The following is a 19,171-nucleotide window of genomic DNA, read 5'->3' as shown; positions in this document are numbered from 1 at the left end:
TTCGCGAGCAGGCTCGCTCCCACATTGGGCTCTTTATCCACCACAAACATCGTATGCAACTCAATCCCCTTGTGGGAGCGAGCTTGCTCGCGATGACGACAGCCGATCCAACATCCCTGTGACTGACCCACCGCTTTTGCGAGCAAGCTACATCTCATTACTCAGCCTTGAAGCAATACACCGCCAGCTTGTTCCCATCCAGGTCCCGGGCATAAGCCGCGTAGGCATTTTCCGCCCAGCCGCGAGAGCCCGGCAGCCCCTCGCACACGCCGCCGTTCGCCAGCGCGGCGCTATGGAAGGCATGGACCGCCGCCCGGTCCGGCGCTTCGAAACTCACGGTGACACCGTTGCCGATGGACGCCGGGTTGCCGTTGGCCGGGTTCAGTACAAAGAACGAAGGCTTGTCGACGCCCCAGATGGAACCGGCCTCATCAAGGTCGGCAACGCGCTTCAGGCCGATTTCCTTCAAGGTAGCGTCATAGAATGCGCGAGCGTTTGCCAGGTTGTTGGTGCCGACGGTGACATGGGTAAAAACGGACATTTCATTTCCTTTCTGTTGGTTGTAGAGGTTTACGGACGGGATAACCCGTGGCGAGGGAGCTTGCTCCCGCTTGAGTGCGAAGCGCTCATAACAGGTCTGCTGCGCAGCCCAGCGGGAGCAAGCTCCCTCGCCACGGATTGAGCGCATTTCTTATTCAGTGCGAACGTTGCCCGATCCTTATCGGGCTGCGTCTTCAGATGTCCTTGACCAGCCGCAGCGCATCGTAGATCGCGGCATGGGTATTACGCGCCGACACCGCGTCACCGATGCGGAACAGTTGGAAGCGGCCCTCGGGGTTGGTCACGATGTTCTGGGTTTTCCCGGCAATCAGATCGTGTTGTTCAACCGCGCCGTCGTTTTTCGAATGCGGGCGCAGTTCGAAGTACAAATCATCCAGGGGCAGGGTGCCGTGGTTGACCACCACCTGATCGACCACGCGCTGCTTGTGCACCTGGCCGTAATCGCTGCCGAAGCTGGCGACCAACTGGCCGTCGCGCTTCTCCACGGAATCGACCCGATAGGTGACGGTGAAGGTGACGTTCAGGTCTTGCAGGCTGCGCATGTATGGCACGAGGTTCATGGCCATCACTTCCGGCGCGAACGATCGGTCGGGCGTGACGATCTCCAGTTTCGCACCGCTGTTGGCGATCACCTCGGCCGCCTGTAGCGCCGCATGGTCGCCGGCGTCGTCGAAGATCAGCACGTTCTGGCCGGGTTTGACGTCGCCGGAAATGATGTCCCAGGTCGAAACCACCAGTTCGTTGCCTTGCTTGAGCACCTCGGTGTGGGGCAGGCCGCCCGTGGCGACGATCACCACGTCCGGTTCCTGGGCCAGGACTGTCTCGGCTTCGGCCCAGGTGTTGAATTGGAACTTCACGCCCAGTCGTTCGCACTGCGCCATGCGCCAGTCGATGATGCTGATCATCTCGCGGCGACGCTCGCTCTGCGCGGTCAGGCGGATCTGCCCGCCTGGCTGGTCGGCCACTTCGAACACCGTGACGTCATGGCCGCGTTCACCGGCTACCCGTGCCGCCTCCAGCCCCGCCGGGCCGGTGCCGATCACCACGACCTTGCGCTTGACCGGCGCCTTGGGAATGTCGTGGGGCATGGTGGTTTCGCGCCCGGTGGCGGCGTTGTGGATGCAGTACGCGGCGCCGCCCTGGTAGATGCGATCCAGGCAATAGTTGGCGCCAACGCAGGGGCGGATGTCTTCTTCACGCTTCTCGATGATCTTGCGCACGATGTGCGGGTCGGTCATGTGGGCGCGGGTCATGCCGATCATGTCCACCTTGCCCGAGGCGATGGCGTGTCGCGCGGTGGCGACGTCCGGGATCTTCGCCGCATGGAACGTCGGGAAACCGGTGGCCGAGCGAATCTCGCCGGCAAAATCCAGGTGCGGTGAGTTGCGCATGCCCTGGATCGGGATCACGTCGGTGAGGCCGGCATCGGTATCGATATGCCCGCGCACGACGTTAAGGAAATCCACCAGGCCGCTGTCCTTGAGCATGTGGGAAATCCGGATGCCGTCGCTGGCACCGAAGCCCCCTGGCAAGTCTTCGTCGCCGGTGTAGCGCACCCCCAGCAGGAAATCCTCGCCGCAACGCTGGCGGATACCGCGCAACACATCGAAGGTGAAGCGCATGCGGTTTTCCAGCGAGCCGCCGTAGGGCCCGTCGAGATCGTTGGTCAGTGGCGACCAGAATTGATCCATGAGATGCCCGTAGGCCTGCAGCTCCAGGCCATCCAGGCCCGCGGCCTTCATGCGTTCGGCAGCGTCCACGTAATCCTTGATGATCCGGTCGATGTCCCAGTCTTCCATCTTTTTCGGAAAGGCCCGGTGGGATGCTTCGCGGCGATGGGACGGCGAGACGACCGGCAGCCAGTCAGCCTTGTCCCAGCGCGTGCGCCGGCCCAGGTGGGTCAGTTGGATCATCACCGCCGCGCCGTGCTCATGGCACTGGTCGGTCAGGTCCTTCATCCATTTGACCACTTCGTCCTTGTACGCCAGCACGTTGTTGAACACTGGCGGGCTGTCCCGGGAAACAGCGGCGGAGCCGGCGGTCATGGTCAACGCCACGCCGGCTTTCGCCCGTTCGACGTGATAGGCACGGTACAAGTCCTTCGGCATGCCATCGACGGGATACGCCGGTTCATGAGAGGTGGTCATGATCCGATTCTTGAGCGTCAGATGCTTGATTTTGTAGGGCTGCAGCAGAGGATCACTGGACATGGTGTTGCTCCGGGAACAGAACATCAGGCTTGGTTTTGACATAACGGTATGTGCAATGTTCATGTGTGTCAATGATTGAGACATAGGTGTACATTTTTCTTGCGCCTCGGAAAAACCAGGATTACCATCCAGTCGAAACAGGGGGTGATCCGGCACGTGTAGCCGGTCGCCCGCGTCGATCCAGAGTGCGAGGGGGATGCGAGGAATCATGAAAGTGCTCGTTGCGGTAAAGCGCGCCATCGACCCGAATGTGAAGGTCCGGGTAAAGGCTGACGGTTCGGACGTTGAGCTCAACGGCGTGAAAATGGCCTTGAACCCGTTCTGCGAGATCGCAGTGGAGGAGGCAATCCGCCTCAAGGAGAAGGGGCTGGCGTCCGAGGTCGTGGTGGTCTCGGTGGGCAGTCCTGCGGCGCAGGAACAATTGCGCACCGCATTGGCGCTGGGCGCGGATCGAGCACTTCTGGTGGAGACGAGCGCGGTCCTTGAGCCGCTCAACGTCGCCAAGTACTTGAGCAAGGTGATCGATCAGGAAAAGCCGCAACTGATCCTGTTCGGCAAGCAGGCGATTGACCAGGAGAACAATCAGGTCGGGCAAATGGTGGCGCAGTTGATCGGCTGCGGTCAGGCCACTTACGCCTCGGCGGTCAATCATGTCGACGGGCAATGGGTCGTCGAGCGTGAAGTCGACGGCGGCAGCCAGGTCGTCGCCCTCACGGTGCCCGCCGTGGTGACCTGTGATTTGCGCCTGAACCAACCGCGCTACGCCTCGTTGCCGAACATCATGAAAGCCAAGAAAAAACCGTTGGAAATCATTGCCGCCGACACCTTGGGCGCGAGTGTGAAGGAACACGCTCGATTGTTGGGCGTGGTCCCACCGCAGGTGCGCAAGGCAGGCATCACGGTCGCTTCGGTGACTGAGCTGGTGGATAAACTGAAAAACGTGGCGGGGTTGATTTGATGCGCAGTTTAGTGATCGCCGAGCACAGTGCCGGTCAACTGACGGCAGGTACACGCAGTGCCGTGACCGCCGCCCTGGCGCTGGGGGGCGAGACGGATTTGCTGGTCTTGGGTGGAGCGGATGCGCCGGAAGTGGCGCGTCAAGCTGCGCTCGTCCAAGGCCTGGGCCGAGTCCTGCTCGCACAGGATGCGCTGTTCGAAAAAACACTGGCCGAAAATACCCAGCCGCTGATCACGTCGTTGGTCTGCGAGGGTTATACGCACGTTTTCGCCGACGCCAGCAGCATGGGCCGCAACCTGTTGCCACGGGTCGCGGCCAGCCTGGATGTCGGGATGCTTTCAGACGTTACCGCCGTCGTTTCGGCGGACACTTTCCAGCGTCCCATCTATGCCGGCAACGCGATCGCCACGGTGCAGTCCCTCGATCCAATCAAGCTGCTCACCGTTCGCGCCTCGGCGTTTGCCCAGGCGTTATCCCATGACAAACCCTGCGAAGTCATGGAGGTGGAGGGCGGCCAAAGCTCAACCCACGCCCGCTTTATCAGTGAACAACTGACAACCAGCGCAAGGCCCGATCTGTCGAGCGCCCGCGTCGTGGTGTCCGGCGGCCGGGGGATGCAAGCCAAAGACAATTTTGCCTTGATCGAACGCGTGGCGGACAAGCTCGGTGGCGCGGTGGGTGCCTCCCGCGCAGCCGTGGATTCAGGGTTCGCCCCTAACGATCTGCAGGTTGGGCAGACGGGAAAAATCGTCGCGCCAGAGCTTTACATCGCGGCGGGTATCAGCGGGGCCATCCAGCACCTGGCGGGCATGAGCGGTTCCAAAGTGATCGTCGCGATCAACCAGGACGCCGAGGCTCCGATTGCCCAGGTGGCGGATTACCTGTTGGTGGCGGATTTGTTCGAGGCTTTGCCGGCACTCGAGAAAGCGTTGTGAATGAGCCGGTCATTGCGGTTGGAAACGCCATAGGGCGGAGGAGGGCCGAAAAACTTCAGTCCCCGTGATTTTCATAACTAGAACCCACCGGATGGCCGCGTGCGGCCGTGATGGAAAAGTGAATGCTTCTGCTGCCCTGCCAATAACTATTAATACAGTCTGCGGAGATGCACATGATGACGTTACCCAGTAAAACTTTAATCGGCTGGTTTGCAGGCCTTGCTTTAGCCTGCAGCAGCCTGATCGTCCAAGCCGAGGAACCCGCGCCCATCCGTATCGGCTGGGTGAACTGGTCGGATACGGAAATCGCGGTGAAACTGGCGAACACCGCGTTGCAGGATCACCTCAAGCAACCGGTCAAGTTGGTGCTGGCCGACATCGGCATCCAGTTCCAGGCGCTGGCTAACGGCAATATCGACTTGATCCCGATGGTCTGGCTGCCCAGCACCCACAAGTCCTTCTATGACAAGTACAAGGACAAGCTCGAAGACCTCGGCGTGCTGTACGAAGGCCGGATCGGCATGGCGGTGCCCACTTCCATTCCCACCAGCGAGATCGCCAGTGTCGAGGACCTCAACAAGCCTGAAGTGCGGGAAAAACTCGGTGGCAAGATCCTCACATCGGAAGTGGGCAACGGTCAGTACAAGCTGACGGAAAAGGCCATCAAGGAATACAAGCTCGACGGCTACAAGATGGTGGCTTCGTCGGAGTCCGGGATGCTGAGCGAGCTGGATCGCAACATCAAGCGCGACAAATGGTCGTTGGTCAACGCCTGGAGTCCGCACTGGATGTTCGCCAAATGGCCGCTGCGCTACCTCGATGATCCGAAGCAGATCTTCGGTGGTGCCGAGCAGATCCACGCCGTCGCACGCAAAGGATTCAGCGCGGAGCACCCTGACGTGGCGCGCTTCTTCGCCAACTTCAAGATCCCCAAGGCTGACCTCGAGAAGTTGATGGCGGATGCCCGTGACAGCACGGCGGACAAAGTGGTTGCGGAATATTACGCAACCAACAAGCCGCGTTTCGAAGCGATGTTTGGCAGCCAGACGGCTTCTGCGACGCCAGCCCAGTAATCGTCGTTGCTATCCGATAGCTGTTGCAGTCCGGTGCCCTTGGTCGAGAGCCGAGGGCACTGTCTGCTGTGTCCTGTCGCAGGTGTAGCAGGGCAGGGGGTTGTTCCATTCAGAGGCTGAGCGATGACCGTGACAACGCTGGGTATCAAGTTGGATGAGGAGACACGCGCCAGGTTGAAGTCGGCATCGGCCAGGTTGGACCGGACCTCGCACTGGTTCATGAAAAAGGCGATTTTGAACTTCATTGAACAAGTCGAAGCCGGGGCCGGCGTTGAAGCACTCGTAGCCGCCGAAGCGCTGGAACGGGATCGGTTGCGCCATAGCATTGCGAGGCGCCGCACAGAGAGCAGCCTGCTTGAAGATACCGTCCCAGGTGCGCGCGGTGCATGATCATGACACCCCCCGCCCTCGGTTAGGGATCGCCCTGTGCCTTCTGTCCATGCTGATTTTCGCAGCCCAGGATGGCGTCACCAAAGTACTGGTCAAAGACCTCCCGATCGCACAACTGGTCATGGTGCGCTATTGGGTGTTCCTGGCTTTTGCTGTCGGTTACAGCGTCTATCAGGGCAGCCTGCGGACTGCGTATCGAAGCCACCATCCTTGCCAGCAGGTCATTCGTGCGCTCATCGGGGTCGGTGAAAGCGCACTGTTTGGACTGGGGCTGCGCTATCTGGGGCTGGCGGAAATGCATGCGCTGTATGCGGTGTTCCCCTTGATGACGTTGGCATTGGCAGGGGCGTTCCTGGGCGAGTTCATTGGTGTGCGTCGATGGATTGCCGCCGCCATTGGCTTCACGGGGACGCTGGTTATCCTTCGTCCAGGCTCCGGCGTCTTCGAACTGGCAGCGCTGATTCCGTTGTTGTCTGCGTTGGGTTTCGCGATTTTCAGTGTGCTGACCCGACGTATCAGCCGGCAGGACTCGTTCGCCACGAATATGCTTCACATGGGTTTTTTCGGCGCGGTAGCGATCACCATGTTGGGCCTTCCAGGCTGGGTATCACCGAGCCCGGCGCAATGGGGCCTGATAGCAGTGCTGTCCATGACCGGCGTGGTGGCCCAGCTGTTATTGCTCCAGGCACTGAAGGTTGCAACGGCGGCCACACTCCAGCCGTTCAACTATTCTCTTCTGGTGTTCGCCACGCTGATCGGCCTGTTGGTCTTCGGCGAGCTACCCGACACCTGGACCGTCGTGGGCGCCTGTCTGGTGATTGCCGGCGGGATGTATGCGATCAAGGCAAAAGGGTAGCGAACGGGTGGGCGAGCCGTCCATGGCTCGTAAGGTCGCTATTGATTCTTGTCCAGCGTCCTCAACGACTGCGGCAAGCCCCACATCAGCAAGGCCCCGGCCAGGATGCAGGTGCCGCCGATGACATACAGCGCTGGCGTGGTGCTGCCGGACATGTCCTTGATGTAGCCCACCATCACCGGGCTGACGATCCCGCCGAACTGCCCCAGTGTGTTGATCAGCGCGATCCCTCCCGCCGCGCCGGCTCCTGCACCTGCGAGCAGCTTGGGAGGAAGCGCCCAGAAGGCCGGGATCGAGGCGATGATGCCGCTGCCGAGCAACGCCAGGGAAATGGTCAGCAGCAGCGTGTGGCTCGCAAAGATGCCCGCGCTGAAGAAACCGATCGCGCCGGCAAGCACCAGGCCGCAGACGAATTTGCGCCGCTCCCCGGTGGCGTCGGACCAGCGCCCGATCACAATCATGCTGATGGCGCCGCAGACATAAGGCACCGCGGTGAGCAGGCCAATGATGGTCGGGCTTTCGGTGCCGGCGCTGCGAATGAGTTGCGGCGCCCAGAAATTGAGCCCGTACGAGGCGACCTGGATGAGGAAGTAGATCAGGCCCAGCATCAGGAAGCCCGGCAATTTCAGCGCCGTCATCAATGAGCCGCCATGCTTGTGGGGTTCCTGGCTGGCGATCCGGCTGGCCAGGTAGGTTTTCTCGGCATCGGTCAGCCATTTGGCGTCCGTGACGCGGTCCTTGAGGGTGAACAGCACGACCAGGCCCAGGCCCACGCAGGGAATGCCACCCAGCAGGAACAGCCAGTGCCAGCCGCGCATCTGCAGGACGCCGTCCATATGACCCAGGACGAGGCCGGAGACCGGTGCGCCGATCAACCCGGCAAACGCAGACGCCAGGAACAGCGTGGAGGTGATGCGCCCGCGGTAGTTCTGTGGAAACCACAGGGTGAGGTAGTACAGCACACCGGGGGCGAAGCCTGCTTCCATGGCTCCGATGATGAAGCGCAGCACGTAGAACTGCCACTCGGCGGTGACGAATACCATCAGCGCCGTCGCGATACCCCAGGACATCATGATGCGAGCGATCCAGCGCCGCGCGCCAACCTTGTAGAGCATCATGTTGCTGGGCACTTCGAACAGGACGTAGCCGACCACGAACAGTCCGGCGCCCAGCCCGTAGGCGGTATCACTCAGGCTCAAGTCGGCTTGCAGTTGGAACTTGGCGAAGCTGATGTTGATGCGGTCGAAGAACGCGAACAGATAGCAGACCATGATCAAGGGCATCAGGCGCCATGCCACCTTGGCGATCAAGGCTTTTTCATCGTTGGCCACGGTGGCGACGCCGTCGCCCTGTGAGGTTACGGATACGGACATGAGTTTTTTCTCCAGGCGAGTTTCCCTAGGGGAACCCTTTTGTTTTTGTTGTCTGGCTGGCGACCCGAGTCGCCTCGTTGTGTGTCAATCGATACCAGGAGGCAGCGGATGAAGGTCACGATTTCGTCCCGCCTTGGCCACTTGCCCTGGCATCTCGTGCCCGAGAAGCGAGGGCAGGGTGCGGGACAGTTTCAGCAAGTGGGGCAGGTCGATTCCGGTGTCGATGCCGATTTCTTCGCACAGATTCACCAGGTCTTCGGTGCAGATATTTCCTGAGGCACCCGGGGCGAAAGGGCAGCCTCCCAGTCCACCGAGCGAGGCGTCGAAACGCCGGGCCCCGGCCTCGTAGGCTGCCAGCACGTTGCACAGGCCCAGGCCTCGGGTGTTGTGGAAGTGCAACGTCAAGGCACTGGCGGGAAGTCGTTCCAGCACCCGGCGCACCAGTCGGTAGACCTGGCGTGGGTTGGCCATGCCGGTGGTATCGGCCAAGGTCACACCTTGCATGCCGAACGTTTGGTAGGCATCGACCAGGCGCATCACCACGTCTTCATCGACCGGCCCTTCGAACGGGCAGCCAAAGGTCGTCGCTACCGAGCCGTTGAGGCTGACGCCGCTGTTACTCACCAGCGAAACCACGTCGGCGAAGGCGGCCAGGGACTGCTCGCGGGTCATGCGCATGTTGGCCCGGTTGTGGCTCTGGCTGGCCGACAGCACCAGGTTCAGTTCGTCGGCCTCGGCGTGGAGTGCCCGTTGCGCACCCTTGAGGTTGGGGATCAGCGCGACATAAATGACCCCGGGGCGCCGCGTGATGCCCTGGAACACTTGCTCGCCATCGCGCAGCGCGGGAATGGCCTTGGGCGACACAAAGGATCCTGCTTCAATTCGCGTGAAGCCGGCCAGGGACAGCTGATCGATGAGTTGGACCTTGTCCGCCGTTTCGACCCAGGTCGGCTCGATCTGCAGGCCATCCCGGGGCGAGACTTCCTGGACGATGAGGCGTTGCGAGTAGTCGGTGATCATTGCACGACCCCTTCATTTTTCAGGCGTTGGATGGCGCTTTCGCTCAGGCCCAGTTCGCCCAGAACGGCTTGGGTGTGTTGTCCCAGGCTCGGTCCTTGCCAATTGACGGTGCCGGGTGTGGCCGACAGCTTGGGGACAATCCCGGGCATCTTTACGGCGGCGCCGCCCGGAAGCTGGGCATCCAGGATCATGTCGCGCGCCTGGTAGTGCGGGTCGCTGACGATGTCCTCCACGGAGTAGATTCGCCCCGCCGGCACCTCGGCTTTTTCCAACGTGTCGAGGACCGCATCGATTGGCCGCCTGATGCTCCACTCGCTGATGGCGCGATCGAGCTGTTCGCATTCTGCGACCCGTCCGTCGTTATGGGCGAATGCCGGATTTTCACCCAGGTCGGGTCGCCCAATGGCGATCATCAGGCGCTTGAAGATGGGGTCGCTGTTGCCTGCAATGACGACGTAGCCGCCATCCGCCGTCGGGTAGGTATTGGACGGCGCGATGCCTGGCAAGGCGCCGCCGCTGCGTTCGCGGACATGGCCGAGCATGGCGTATTCCGGCACGAGGCTTTCCATCACGTTGAACACGCTTTCGACGAGGGAAACGTCGACGACCTGGCCGTCGCCCTGGCCGGTCTTGACCCGCAACAACGACATCAGCGCGCCCATGACCGCATGCATCGAGGCCAGCGAATCGCCAAGGCTGACGCCCATGCGCGCGGGCGGCGATTGCGGGTCGCCGGTGGTGTAGCGAACCCCGCCCATGGCCTCGCCAATCGCACCGAATCCCGGGCGGTCGCGGTAAGGGCCGGTCTGCCCATAACCGGAGATCCGCACGAGGGTCAGCTTGGGATTGAGCGCATGCAGCACGTCCCAACCCAGCCCGAGTTTTTCCAATGCACCAGGGCGAAGATTCTCGATCAGCACATCGGCGCTTTCGGCCAGTTGCTTGACGATCGCGATGCCTTCGGCGGATTTGAGATTGAGTGCCAGGGATTTTTTGTTGCGTGACTGCAGGTACCACCAGAGCGAGGTGCCTTCATGCAGCTTTCGCCACTTGCGAAGTGGGTCGCCTTGGCCAAGGCTTTCGATCTTGATCACCTCGGCACCAAATTCAGCCATCAAGCGCGCGGCAAAAGGGGCGGCGATGAGTGTCCCGATCTCGATGACGCGGATTCCGCTAAGAGCAGTCATGGTGCAGCCTCGTGTTTCTTGGAATTTGTGCCAAGACTAGAGGCTGACCCGAGGCGGATTCCAACCTTGTGTTGGAAAGGGGCGTTCGCGTTTCGCGAACGCGGCGTTGGATCACTCGCTGAGCTGAAGATGGTCGAACAACAACCGGCTCACGGGGGACAGGGCATCGCGGTCGCGCACCACCAGCAACAGCGTTCGATGGGACCAGTCATCGGTGAGCGGCACGACCGTCAATCCAAGGCCTTGCCCAAACAATTCGTAGGCTTTGTATGGCAGGACGCCGATGCCCATGTTCGCCTGCACCATCCGACACACCGCGTCGAACCCCGGCACATGGATGCGCACGCGCAAGGATTCGCCGAGGGCGTTGGCGGCGGCGTGGACGCGGCTGTTGATCGAGCTCGCGGCGTGCAGGCCGATATGGTCGTAGGGCAAGGTTTCCGAAAAGGCCACCTGGGCCCGGTTGGCCAATGGATGGTCAGGGCGCATGACCACGGCCAGGCGGTCGTGGCGGTAAGGCACGCTGAACAGGTCCTTGGTGTCACTGTCCATCGTGCAGATGCCCAGGTCGGCCACACCGTCGATGATCCCTTCGACCACACCGGTGCTGGGGCGCTCCTCCAGATCGACCTTCACCCGCAGGTGGGTGGACACGAAGCTGTGCAGGTCTTCAGGCAGGAATTGGATGATGGCCGAGAGATTGGCAAGCATGCGCACGTAGCCCCTGAGCCCTTGCAGATGCTCACCGACTTCGATGCCGACTTTCTCGACCTCGGCCAGCATGCGTCGCGCGTGGTGCAGCAGTGTTTCGCCGGCGGCGGTCAGGGACATGCCTTTTGCGGTACGGGAAAACAGCGCGACGCCCAGCACTTCCTCAAGCTCCATCAAGCGCTTGCTGGCCGCCGACACCGCGATAGCTTCCCTCGATGCCGCGCGGGTCAAGGTGCCTTCTTCATGGACGGCGACGAACAACTGAAGCGTGATGAGGTCCAGGCGTCTGATCAGTTGCTTGTGGAGCATGGAGCCTGTCCTGTTGGTTGAGCTTGCCTCCCGACGTGTAACACAAAACCATTTGTGGGAGCGAGCCTGCTCGCGAAGAGGCCGGCACATTCAACTTCTTCGTTGATTGTGACGACGCTTTCGCGAGCAGGCTCGCTCCCACATTGGATCTTCAGTGGACCTAAGCCCGGTTTAGAACTTGAAGCGTCCCACCAAGCCCTTGAGCTGCCCGGAAATATCCGTCAGACGGCTCGAACCGGTCTGTGCGGTGTGGGCGAATTCCTCGACCAGTTGCGCATCGGAATGAATCTGCGCGATGTGCCGGTTGATGTCTTCGGCCACTTGGTGCTGTTGCTCTGCAGCGGTGGCGATTTGGGTGTTCTGGTCACGAATCGAGTCCACCGACGTGCGGATCTTGTCGAAGCTGTCGCGGGCCTGCTGGATGCGCTCGACGCTGGTGTGCGACACCTGCAGGCTGTTCTGCATCTGGTGTGTCACTTCCTGGGTGCGCCGGGCGAGGTTGCCGAGCAGGCTGTCGATCTCGCCGGTGGAGTCGGCGGTACGCCGTGCCAAGGCGCGTACCTCGTCGGCCACCACGGCGAAGCCGCGGCCCTGGTCACCGGCACGGGCGGCTTCGATGGCCGCGTTGAGGGCGAGCAGGTTGGTCTGCTCGGCAATCGAGCGAATGGTGTCCAGGATCGTGTTGATGTTCTTGCTGTCCTGCTCCAGCGCCTGCATGGTCTGGGTCGACTGCTGCAATTCCTCACTCAGCTTCAACACGCTGCCGGTGGCTTCGCCGATGTGGTGCTGGCCGTCGTGAACGTCGCGATAACCCGTGTCCGCGCTGACGGCGGCCTGACTGCAGGAGCGGGCGACTTCGTTGGCGGTGGCGACCATTTCGTTGAACGCGGTACTCACCAGTTCCACGGCCTGGCGCTGGCGCCCGGCGGCTTCGTTCATGTTCTGGGCCACATCGCTGGTATCGGCGGCGGCATTCTGCAGGTCGGAGGAGGCGCTGCCGATGCGTTGTACCAACTGCGCGATCATGCCGAGGAACTGGTTGAACCAGCTCGCCAGGGTGGCGGTTTCGTCCTTGCCTTGCACGGCCAGCTGACGGGTGAGGTCGCCTTCGCCTTCGGCGATTTCCTGCAGGCCGTTGGCAACGCCACGAATCGGCCGGACGATGACGCTGGCGAAGCTGGCGCCGACAATGGCGAAGACCACGGCCAGGGCGGCGGCAATGACGGCGATCAGCCAGGTCAGGCTCGATGCACCGGCCATGACTTCGTCGCGCTTGATCAGGCCAATGAAGCGCCAGCCCAGGCTCTTGGAGGTGACGATGTTGGCCATGTAGGGCACGCCATCGATCTCGATCTGGGTGGCGCCATCGCTGCTCTTGGCCAGTGCGGCGTAGTTCGGGCCGAGATCGGCCAGCGGCTTGAAGTTGTGCTTGGCATCGGCGGGGTCCACCAGGACGTTGCCGCTGGCTTCCACCAGCATCAGGTAGCCGCTGTCGCCGAGCTTGATGTTCTTGACCAGCTCAGTCAGTTGCTTGAGCGACACGTCCAGGCCCACCACGCCCACCAGCTTGCCGGCGGCGTCGCTGACGGTGTGCACGATGCCGATCAACGACACGTCATCCGGCGCCCAGTAGTAGGCATCGGTCTTCACGGTGGTGCCTGGCGCGGCGATGGCGGCCTTGTACCAAGGGCGCACGCGCGGGTCGTAATTGGAGATTTTCGGATCATCCGGCCAACTGGCATAGCCACCGTCCGCCAGGCCGACGGAAAGGTAGGCGGTGGTTGGATGGCTCTTGGCGAACCGGTCGAAAATGTCCAGGATCTGTTTGTTGGTCTCGGGCAGGGGTGTTTGCGCAGCGTCGGCGGCGGAATAATTCTTCAAGTCCTTGGCCGCGACGATCCGCGGGTCCTTGGCGAAGAATTCGACGTTTTGCATGATGCCGTCGAAGAACTGCTTCATGCCGTTGTCGATCTGGCGGATCTCGCGACCGCTGCTGTCCAGGAAGTTGGCTTGTGCCGCATCGCGCAGGTTCAATACCACGAGCACCGCCACCAGGATCACCGGTACGCAGGCAATGGCCGCGAACGCCCATGTCAGCTTCTGTTTGATATTCATGACTTCTCCCGCAGGTATTTATCGGTGTTGGAACGGCGGAAACATTAGCGGTGAGCGTTGCGAACTCTGGAAGGGAAAGCGCCCATGCCTACCCATAGGCTATCGACCAAGGTCGTATTCCCTTGAGGTAGCCATTTGTCGGAGGTCGTTATCGCTGACAGTGATGTCGCGCAGACGATGGTCGCTTGGGTGGTTAATCGGGAAGATGGCAGGGTTCGGGCCGTGTGCCCGGCTCCGGTCCAGATCGCCTTCCTGTCTCCCGAGGCCCCATGCCAAGCGCATTCGAAAGCGTACTCAAGAACAAGAACATGGCCTATCGGCCCCAGGGCGCTGCGTCGCCCGGCCAGGCGCCGGTCCGTGTCGCGTTTGTATTGATGGACAATTTTTCGATGATGTCCTTTACCGGCGCGGTGGACGCGCTGGTCACCGCGAACCTGATGAGCGACATGCCGCTTTATGAAGTGCTGACGGTCGGCGCGTCGGGCGGGCAGGTGACGAGTGACCTGGGCATCGTCATTTCGGCCGATGTCGAGCTGGCGCAACTGCCGGACAACCTGGACGTGCTGATTGTCGCCGGCGGCTTTCGCGTCAAGCTGCAAGGCTCGCCGTTGCTGCGGCGCAAACTGCGCGCCAACGCAACCTCTGGCGCCTTGTTGGGCGGGTTGTGGAACGGCGTGTTCTTTGTCGCTGACGCAAACCTGCTCGACGGCTTCGAATGCGCGGTCCATCCGGAAAGTCGCGCGACCATGGCCGAGATGTTCCCCCTTGTGAAGGTCTCCAGCCGCGCTTATGTGGTGGATCGCGAGCGCGTCAGTTGCGCGGGTGCCAACAGTTCGTTGCGCATGATGCTGCAGTTGATTCGCCGCACGGGTGGGGAAGCGCTGGTGGGGGCGATCGAGGAGATCCTGCGCTGCGACGAGTCGGGCGACGACGCCAGCGACCTGCCGCCGATCTTCGTCGAGACCGATCCGACGCTGCCGCAAAGTCTCAAGCTGGCACTGGAACTGATGTGGCAGAACGTCGAGGAGCCGTTGACGATCGATGAGCTGGCGGCGTGCGTCAAGGTGTCCAAGCGTCAACTGGAGCGGCGGTTCTGTCGGTTTCTCGGTGCGACCCCGACGCGGTATTACCTGGAACTGCGCCTGACCCGTGCACGCCAGCTCATCCAGCAGACCAATCGATCAGTCACGGAAATCGCCGTGGCCACGGGCTTTGTCAGCTCCCCGCATTTCCAGCGACGTTTCCGGGATTTTTTTGGTGTTCCGCCCGGCAGCTACCGTTCGGCCTTCGGGCGAAAACACGTATCGCAATGAGCCCTATCAGGCCGTGCGCATCCGCTGGACGACGTACAGGACGATGCAGCCCGTGGCACACAGCCAGACGATGGAGCCAAAAGCGGCGGCTATGAGGGAAAAGTCGGAATCCAGTTCGATCATCCCCGGGACGGCGTAGACGAACCAAAGCAGTGAGATCAAGACGTAGCCCAGCGACGACATCAGCAGTTCGAATATCTTTCTAGCGTGCATCAGGATTCCCCGCCCGCCGATCAAGGCGGGTGTTCAAGCGATCGGTCAGGTTGGCTTTTTTTCTGTCTGGGCAGAAATAAAAGAAGTCTTCGAGCAGCGAGTGGCGAGCCGCAAGGCCTTGCTTATCAACTGCGGGACATCCAATGTCCGAGAGCTTCAGGAACTCGTTCTGCAATTGCCTTCGCGGCTACGAATGGTAGCGCTGAAGGCAAGCGATTAGATTCAGCTCTTGTCGTCCAATAAATCTTCGGTCGGCAATTCTTCTGTCTGCGAGGCGGTCAAGGTCGTGCCCTTGCACAGCACCTTTCCCACTTCGTCGGCGATCGAACCGTCTATGATCCGGCCTTGCATCTGGTCGAACTCGGCTTTTTCAACACCTTCGACGCTGTTGTACATGCCCATGTGACGGACATTGCGGTTGGCGCAATCAAGTTCGAGCCTGGTGTAATTGGTGAAATAGGCACCGGTTCTTCTAACGGTTGCCTGCACAGCCGAACCCGTTTCGACGAACGAGACGATGGCGTACTCGGCATTCGAATCATCGTAGTTGTACTGGATCTGCTGTACGTCTGCTGTCGCTGGGCAAGCCGCGAGGACAGCGACCAGAGAAATAACCCTTTTCATTCTTTTCTTCCGTGAAAGGACCTACGACAGAGGGTGGTGGCCAAGTGAAATCATTTTGCTTGGCTTGTCGGAGCGAGTCAACATTGCAATATGATGGCAATGCTGACCGCTGGTCGGACTCCGACGAATTTGCGGAACTTTAAGCTTTTGTGTCAGACACCGCAATGCGAGGAATGTAGTCGAACAAAAAGGCAATGACAATCGCGCCAGCGGAAATCAGGAAGAGCAACGCATGGTGCCCTCCACTGGCGTTGAACAGCGCGGAATAGGCGAAACCGGCCACCGCCTGGAACGTGGCGAATGACACCGTTGCACGGCTCCAGGCCACCTGTTGGCGGTGATGGTTTGGCACCAGTTCATGCACCCGCGCCAGGGCCAGCGGCACGATACCCGGCGGAAACGAACCGATCAGCACCGCCAGCAACGCCAGCGCCAGGAATGTCTGCGAGATTGCCAGTAAACCCAGGGCAACGGCCTGCACGACGAGCACCAGGCGAATGCTTCGGCGCGCGCCCAGATGATCCGCGAGAAAGCCATAGCTCACGGGCCCGATAATCGCGCCGACGCCGTACATCACCCACACCAGCGCACCGACATGAGCACCGGCCTTGAGGCCGCGGGTCACGTAATCCACCAGGAACACCATCGCTGGCACCAACCCGGCCGCCATGAAAGCGTATTGGGCGAATAACAGATAGACGGCTCGGGGCGTGGTGTCCTCCGGGGTGCTGTGTTTCGCGGCGGCCACGTGGGGCAGATCCTGCGGCCAACCGAACCAGCTCAGCCCGGTCAGCACCAGCGACAGCACGCCGAGCCCCAGCCAGGTGGCCTCAAGGCCCAGGCTCAACAAGGGCGGCACGATCGTCCCGGAGCCCGCGATACCCAGCCCGATCCCGAGGAAAATCGCGCCGCTGGCCAACCCTCTGCGCGCGGCGGGCACATGGGGCAGCACGGTCGCCGCCACCAGCACCATGATCGCGCCACCGGCGATCCCCGACAGCAGCCGCCAGGCGAAATACCACGTCACCGACAGTGGAAAGGCGCAGGCGAAAAACGCAGCGGTCACTGCCAGCATCATCAACCGCAGGGCATTTTTATGGGTCAGCCGCCGAGCCATGGGCCGACCGAGCAGGGCGCCGATCAGGTAGCCCACGAGGTTGGCCGCGCCGAGGTAGACCACGTCGCCTGCGCTGAACCAATGCGCCTCGATCAGCGAAGGAATCAAGGGGGTATAGGCGAATCGCGCCAAGCCGATACCGACGAGGCTGGCGCAAAGACCGGCGAATATTGGCAGCCAGATGCCGCTTGGAGGTGAATCGAGCGCTGCGGATGATGTACGCATGATGGCGATCCCGTGAGAGGTTTATGGCGCCCAGCATATCGGCTATCGTTGTTGCGTTTATGCAGCGATTACGCGGCACAGCGATGCAGTTATGCATCACCGGAGGACGGATGAATTGGGATGACGCACGGGTGTTCCTGGCGGTCTGTCGAGAGTCGACCTTGCGTGGCGCCGCACGGGTATTGGGGGTGGACCAGGCCACTGTCGGACGACGTATCGTGGCGCTGGAGAAATCCCTGAGCGCGGCGCTGTTCCTGCGTACCTCCGACGGTTATGCCTTGACGGCAATGGGCGAAGCCGCGCTCAAGTCCGTGGAAAAAATGGAGCAATCGGCGCTGGAGCTGGAGCGACGGATCCAGGGCCTGGACGATCGCTTGATCGGCAACGTGCGCGTGGCCACGACCGATTCGCTGGCGATCGATTTCCTGATCCCGGCCATTGCCCGCCTGCATCAACGGCACCCCGATGTGCGCGTGCAACTGGACGCCTCCACGCAGATCATCAGCCTGGTCAAGCGCGAAGCGGACATCGCCGTGCGCAACACCCGACCAGACAATCCCGACCTGATCGCCCGGCGGATCGCCCGCTGGCCGGTGGGACTTTTTGCTTCGCGGGATTATGTCGATGCCCATGGAGAGCCGACGCCTGGCAGCGCATTCGAGGGCCATGACTTGGTGGTCTACCAACCGTACTTGCAGGGCCAGAAGGATTTCACCCTGGTCGCCGAGCCGGTCAGTCGGGGGCGGATCGTTGCCAGCCTGAGTTCAAGCCTGCTGGTGCGCCGGTCGATTGCGGCGGGTATCGGTGTCGGGGAAATCCCGGTGTACATGGGCGAGCGCGATGGCTTGGTGCGCCTGTGGCCGGAACGCACGCGACCGCTGCCGTACGAGGTCTGGTTGGTGACGCACGCGGACCTACGCCACACGGCGCGGGTGCGGGCGGTGATCGATGAGATCGTCGGGGCGTTTGCCCAGGAAAACGAATAACAGCGGATAAGAGAAATGTGGGAGCGGGCTTGCTCGCGAAGACGTCAGTCCAGTCAACCTCAATGTTGACTGACCCTCCGCTTTCGCGAGCAAGCCCGCTCCCACAGGTTGCACAAGGCACCGGTCTCATGGCATCTGCGGCAGTTCCTGTGGCCGCAGGTCAAACACCAGTACCTCGGCATCCTGGCCATTGCCCAATGTCAGCGCCTGTTCCTGGCGCACCCGCACGCCATCGCCTTCCTGCAACCGCACGCCATTGAGTTCGACACTGCCCCGGGCCACGTGGACATAGGCGTAGCGATCGGCGGCCAACGTCAGCGTGGCGCTTTCCTGGCCGTCGAACAGCCCGGCATACACCCGTGCGTCCTGGCGAACGTGAAGCGATCCCTCGGCGCCGTCCGGAGAAATGATCAGTTGCAGGCGACCGCGTTTCTGTTCGGGGCTGAAGTGCTCCTGCTGGTAGCGCGGCGTGGCGCCGACCACGTTGGGCACGATCCAGATTTGCAGGAAGTGCACCGGCTCGTCGGCACTGTGGTTGAACTCACTGTGGGCCACGCCACTGCCGGCGCTCATCAACTGCACGTCGCCCGGGCGAATGACCGATCCGGTGCCCAAGGTGTCCTTGTGTTCCAGCGCGCCTTCGAGCACATAGGAAAAGATCTCCATGTCCCGGTGCGGGTGCTGGCCAAAACCTTTGGCGGCGGCAACCCGGTCATCGTTGATGACCAGCAGGTCGGAAAAACCTTGTTGGTTGAGGTCGCGGTAGCTGGCAAAGGAAAAGGTGTGGAACGAGGTCAGCCAGCCGTGACGAGCGATGCCGCGATCAGAAGCTTTGCGAAGGGTCAGCATGAGAATTCTCCTGGTTCAGTGGGCGGTGGCCGTGGCCGTTCGCCGGGTTCAGAAGAAGATTAATGGTAATCGGCCTGTTCAATAAGCGGCTCAATGGCGAAATACTGTCCGTTCTGAGTGGACAATCTCGCAGCGGGCGCTTGGCT

At 61.5% G+C, this 19,171-nt stretch carries 18 protein-coding genes and 1 pseudogene; 7 read left to right on the top strand and 12 right to left on the bottom strand.

Features of this window, described 5'->3' with window-relative positions; all coding sequences use genetic code 11:
• Window positions 1–157 precede the first annotated feature (157 nt).
• Entirely contained in the window at window positions 158–541 is a 384-nt protein-coding gene (locus Q7C33_RS10225) for a VOC family protein (protein ID WP_030141849.1), read from the bottom strand.
• Window positions 542–734: 193 nt separating this feature from the next.
• Window positions 735–2,771 carry an oxidoreductase gene (locus tag Q7C33_RS10220; protein ID WP_407683340.1) on the bottom strand — a complete coding sequence of 679 codons (2,037 nt, stop codon included), beginning with the start codon at window positions 2,769–2,771 and terminating at the stop codon, window positions 735–737.
• A gap of 208 nt (window positions 2,772–2,979) precedes the next feature.
• On the opposite strand from Q7C33_RS10220, the gene Q7C33_RS10215 reads away from it, so the two are divergent.
• The 5 genes from Q7C33_RS10215 to Q7C33_RS10195 all read left to right on the top strand — a co-directional run bounded on the left by Q7C33_RS10215 (window position 2,980) and on the right by Q7C33_RS10195 (window position 6,983).
• The gene (locus tag Q7C33_RS10215; RefSeq protein WP_407683339.1) at window positions 2,980–3,729 is read left to right on the top strand and encodes an electron transfer flavoprotein subunit beta/FixA family protein; all 750 of its coding nucleotides are present in this window, start codon (window positions 2,980–2,982) and stop codon (window positions 3,727–3,729) included.
• A complete protein-coding gene (locus Q7C33_RS10210) occupies window positions 3,729–4,664 on the top strand; it encodes an electron transfer flavoprotein subunit alpha/FixB family protein (RefSeq protein ID WP_407683338.1) in 936 nt (311 codons plus the stop codon). The genes Q7C33_RS10215 and Q7C33_RS10210 overlap by 1 nt, the downstream gene beginning before the upstream one ends.
• Before the next feature lie 173 nt (window positions 4,665–4,837).
• Window positions 4,838–5,737 carry a glycine betaine ABC transporter substrate-binding protein gene (locus tag Q7C33_RS10205; protein ID WP_258647930.1) on the top strand — a complete coding sequence of 300 codons (900 nt, stop codon included), beginning with the start codon at window positions 4,838–4,840 and terminating at the stop codon, window positions 5,735–5,737.
• Between the two features lie 123 nt (window positions 5,738–5,860).
• Entirely contained in the window at window positions 5,861–6,127 is a 267-nt protein-coding gene (locus Q7C33_RS10200; RefSeq protein ID WP_030141844.1) for a ribbon-helix-helix protein, CopG family, read from the top strand.
• A complete protein-coding gene (locus Q7C33_RS10195; RefSeq protein ID WP_225936133.1) occupies window positions 6,111–6,983 on the top strand; it encodes a DMT family transporter in 873 nt (290 codons plus the stop codon). The genes Q7C33_RS10200 and Q7C33_RS10195 overlap by 17 nt, the downstream gene beginning before the upstream one ends.
• A gap of 38 nt (window positions 6,984–7,021) precedes the next feature.
• Here the strand turns inward: Q7C33_RS10195 and Q7C33_RS10190 are convergent, their stop codons facing one another.
• The 6 genes and pseudogenes from Q7C33_RS10190 to Q7C33_RS10165 all read right to left on the bottom strand — a co-directional run.
• Entirely contained in the window at window positions 7,022–8,356 is a 1,335-nt protein-coding gene (locus Q7C33_RS10190) for an MFS transporter (RefSeq protein WP_030141842.1), read from the bottom strand.
• Window positions 8,357–8,440: 84 nt separating this feature from the next.
• A complete protein-coding gene (locus Q7C33_RS10185; protein ID WP_407683337.1) occupies window positions 8,441–9,376 on the bottom strand; it encodes a hydroxymethylglutaryl-CoA lyase in 936 nt (311 codons plus the stop codon).
• Window positions 9,373–10,563, bottom strand: a complete 1,191-nt coding sequence (locus Q7C33_RS10180; RefSeq protein ID WP_407683336.1) for a CaiB/BaiF CoA transferase family protein — start codon at window positions 10,561–10,563, stop codon at window positions 9,373–9,375. Before Q7C33_RS10180 ends, Q7C33_RS10185 begins: the two co-directional genes overlap by 4 nt.
• A 111-nt stretch (window positions 10,564–10,674) precedes the next feature.
• Window positions 10,675–11,583, bottom strand: a complete 909-nt coding sequence (locus Q7C33_RS10175) for a LysR substrate-binding domain-containing protein (RefSeq protein WP_198796036.1) — start codon at window positions 11,581–11,583, stop codon at window positions 10,675–10,677.
• Between the two features lie 171 nt (window positions 11,584–11,754).
• Window positions 11,755–12,522: a methyl-accepting chemotaxis protein gene (locus tag Q7C33_RS10170; RefSeq protein ID WP_407683462.1), complete on the bottom strand. Its 768-nt coding sequence runs from the start codon at window positions 12,520–12,522 to the stop codon at window positions 11,755–11,757.
• A 93-nt stretch (window positions 12,523–12,615) separates the two neighbouring features.
• A pseudogene (locus Q7C33_RS10165) lies at window positions 12,616–13,698 on the bottom strand (HAMP domain-containing protein); the annotation flags it as partial.
• 269 nt (window positions 13,699–13,967) lie between these two features.
• Between Q7C33_RS10165 and Q7C33_RS10160 the strand changes: the two are divergent.
• Window positions 13,968–15,011: a GlxA family transcriptional regulator gene (locus Q7C33_RS10160; protein ID WP_030141837.1), complete on the top strand. Its 1,044-nt coding sequence runs from the start codon at window positions 13,968–13,970 to the stop codon at window positions 15,009–15,011.
• A gap of 6 nt (window positions 15,012–15,017) precedes the next feature.
• Here the strand turns inward: Q7C33_RS10160 and Q7C33_RS10155 are convergent, their stop codons facing one another.
• From Q7C33_RS10155 to Q7C33_RS10145, 3 genes are all read right to left on the bottom strand, one after another.
• Window positions 15,018–15,224 carry a hypothetical protein gene (locus Q7C33_RS10155; RefSeq protein WP_030141836.1) on the bottom strand — a complete coding sequence of 69 codons (207 nt, stop codon included), beginning with the start codon at window positions 15,222–15,224 and terminating at the stop codon, window positions 15,018–15,020.
• Window positions 15,225–15,446: 222 nt separating this feature from the next.
• Window positions 15,447–15,848, bottom strand: a complete 402-nt coding sequence (locus Q7C33_RS10150; protein WP_217859912.1) for a hypothetical protein — start codon at window positions 15,846–15,848, stop codon at window positions 15,447–15,449.
• Window positions 15,849–15,987: 139 nt separating this feature from the next.
• Window positions 15,988–17,190, bottom strand: coding sequence for a YbfB/YjiJ family MFS transporter (locus Q7C33_RS10145; protein WP_217859911.1), 1,203 nt, complete (start codon window positions 17,188–17,190; stop codon window positions 15,988–15,990).
• A gap of 110 nt (window positions 17,191–17,300) precedes the next feature.
• Here Q7C33_RS10145 and Q7C33_RS10140 point away from each other — a divergent pair, with 110 nt between their 5' ends.
• Window positions 17,301–18,176 (top strand): LysR family transcriptional regulator, encoded by an 876-nt coding sequence (locus tag Q7C33_RS10140; RefSeq protein WP_258647924.1) that lies wholly within the window; start codon window positions 17,301–17,303, stop codon window positions 18,174–18,176.
• A 126-nt stretch (window positions 18,177–18,302) separates the two neighbouring features.
• On the opposite strand, the gene Q7C33_RS10135 is transcribed toward Q7C33_RS10140, so the two are convergent.
• Window positions 18,303–19,025, bottom strand: coding sequence for a pirin family protein (locus Q7C33_RS10135; RefSeq protein WP_030141832.1), 723 nt, complete (start codon window positions 19,023–19,025; stop codon window positions 18,303–18,305).
• Window positions 19,026–19,171 lie beyond the last annotated feature (146 nt).

It is taken from the genome of Pseudomonas sp. BP11-1-1 (genome assembly GCF_052112105.1).
Classification (GTDB): Bacteria; Pseudomonadota; Gammaproteobacteria; order Pseudomonadales; family Pseudomonadaceae; genus Aquipseudomonas; species Aquipseudomonas alvandae.
This window is presented reverse-complemented; position numbering and strand designations above follow the sequence as displayed.

Coding starts and splice junctions, on each gene's coding strand:
- Q7C33_RS10135 (WP_030141832.1), bottom strand. CDS start 19,025: ATGCTGACCCTTCGCAAAGCTTCTGATCGCGGCATCGCTCGTCACGGC.
- Q7C33_RS10160 (WP_030141837.1), top strand. CDS start 13,968: ATGCCAAGCGCATTCGAAAGCGTACTCAAGAACAAGAACATGGCCTAT.
- Q7C33_RS10145 (WP_217859911.1), bottom strand. CDS start 17,190: ATGCGTACATCATCCGCAGCGCTCGATTCACCTCCAAGCGGCATCTGG.
- Q7C33_RS10215 (WP_407683339.1), top strand. CDS start 2,980: ATGAAAGTGCTCGTTGCGGTAAAGCGCGCCATCGACCCGAATGTGAAG.
- Q7C33_RS10210 (WP_407683338.1), top strand. CDS start 3,729: ATGCGCAGTTTAGTGATCGCCGAGCACAGTGCCGGTCAACTGACGGCA.
- Q7C33_RS10200 (WP_030141844.1), top strand. CDS start 5,861: ATGACCGTGACAACGCTGGGTATCAAGTTGGATGAGGAGACACGCGCC.
- Q7C33_RS10225 (WP_030141849.1), bottom strand. CDS start 541: ATGTCCGTTTTTACCCATGTCACCGTCGGCACCAACAACCTGGCAAAC.
- Q7C33_RS10155 (WP_030141836.1), bottom strand. CDS start 15,224: ATGCACGCTAGAAAGATATTCGAACTGCTGATGTCGTCGCTGGGCTAC.
- Q7C33_RS10150 (WP_217859912.1), bottom strand. CDS start 15,848: ATGAAAAGGGTTATTTCTCTGGTCGCTGTCCTCGCGGCTTGCCCAGCG.
- Q7C33_RS10190 (WP_030141842.1), bottom strand. CDS start 8,356: ATGTCCGTATCCGTAACCTCACAGGGCGACGGCGTCGCCACCGTGGCC.
- Q7C33_RS10175 (WP_198796036.1), bottom strand. CDS start 11,583: ATGCTCCACAAGCAACTGATCAGACGCCTGGACCTCATCACGCTTCAG.
- Q7C33_RS10140 (WP_258647924.1), top strand. CDS start 17,301: ATGAATTGGGATGACGCACGGGTGTTCCTGGCGGTCTGTCGAGAGTCG.
- Q7C33_RS10180 (WP_407683336.1), bottom strand. CDS start 10,563: ATGACTGCTCTTAGCGGAATCCGCGTCATCGAGATCGGGACACTCATC.
- Q7C33_RS10220 (WP_407683340.1), bottom strand. CDS start 2,771: ATGTCCAGTGATCCTCTGCTGCAGCCCTACAAAATCAAGCATCTGACG.
- Q7C33_RS10185 (WP_407683337.1), bottom strand. CDS start 9,376: ATGATCACCGACTACTCGCAACGCCTCATCGTCCAGGAAGTCTCGCCC.
- Q7C33_RS10205 (WP_258647930.1), top strand. CDS start 4,838: ATGATGACGTTACCCAGTAAAACTTTAATCGGCTGGTTTGCAGGCCTT.
- Q7C33_RS10170 (WP_407683462.1), bottom strand. CDS start 12,522: ATGAACGAAGCCGCCGGGCGCCAGCGCCAGGCCGTGGAACTGGTGAGT.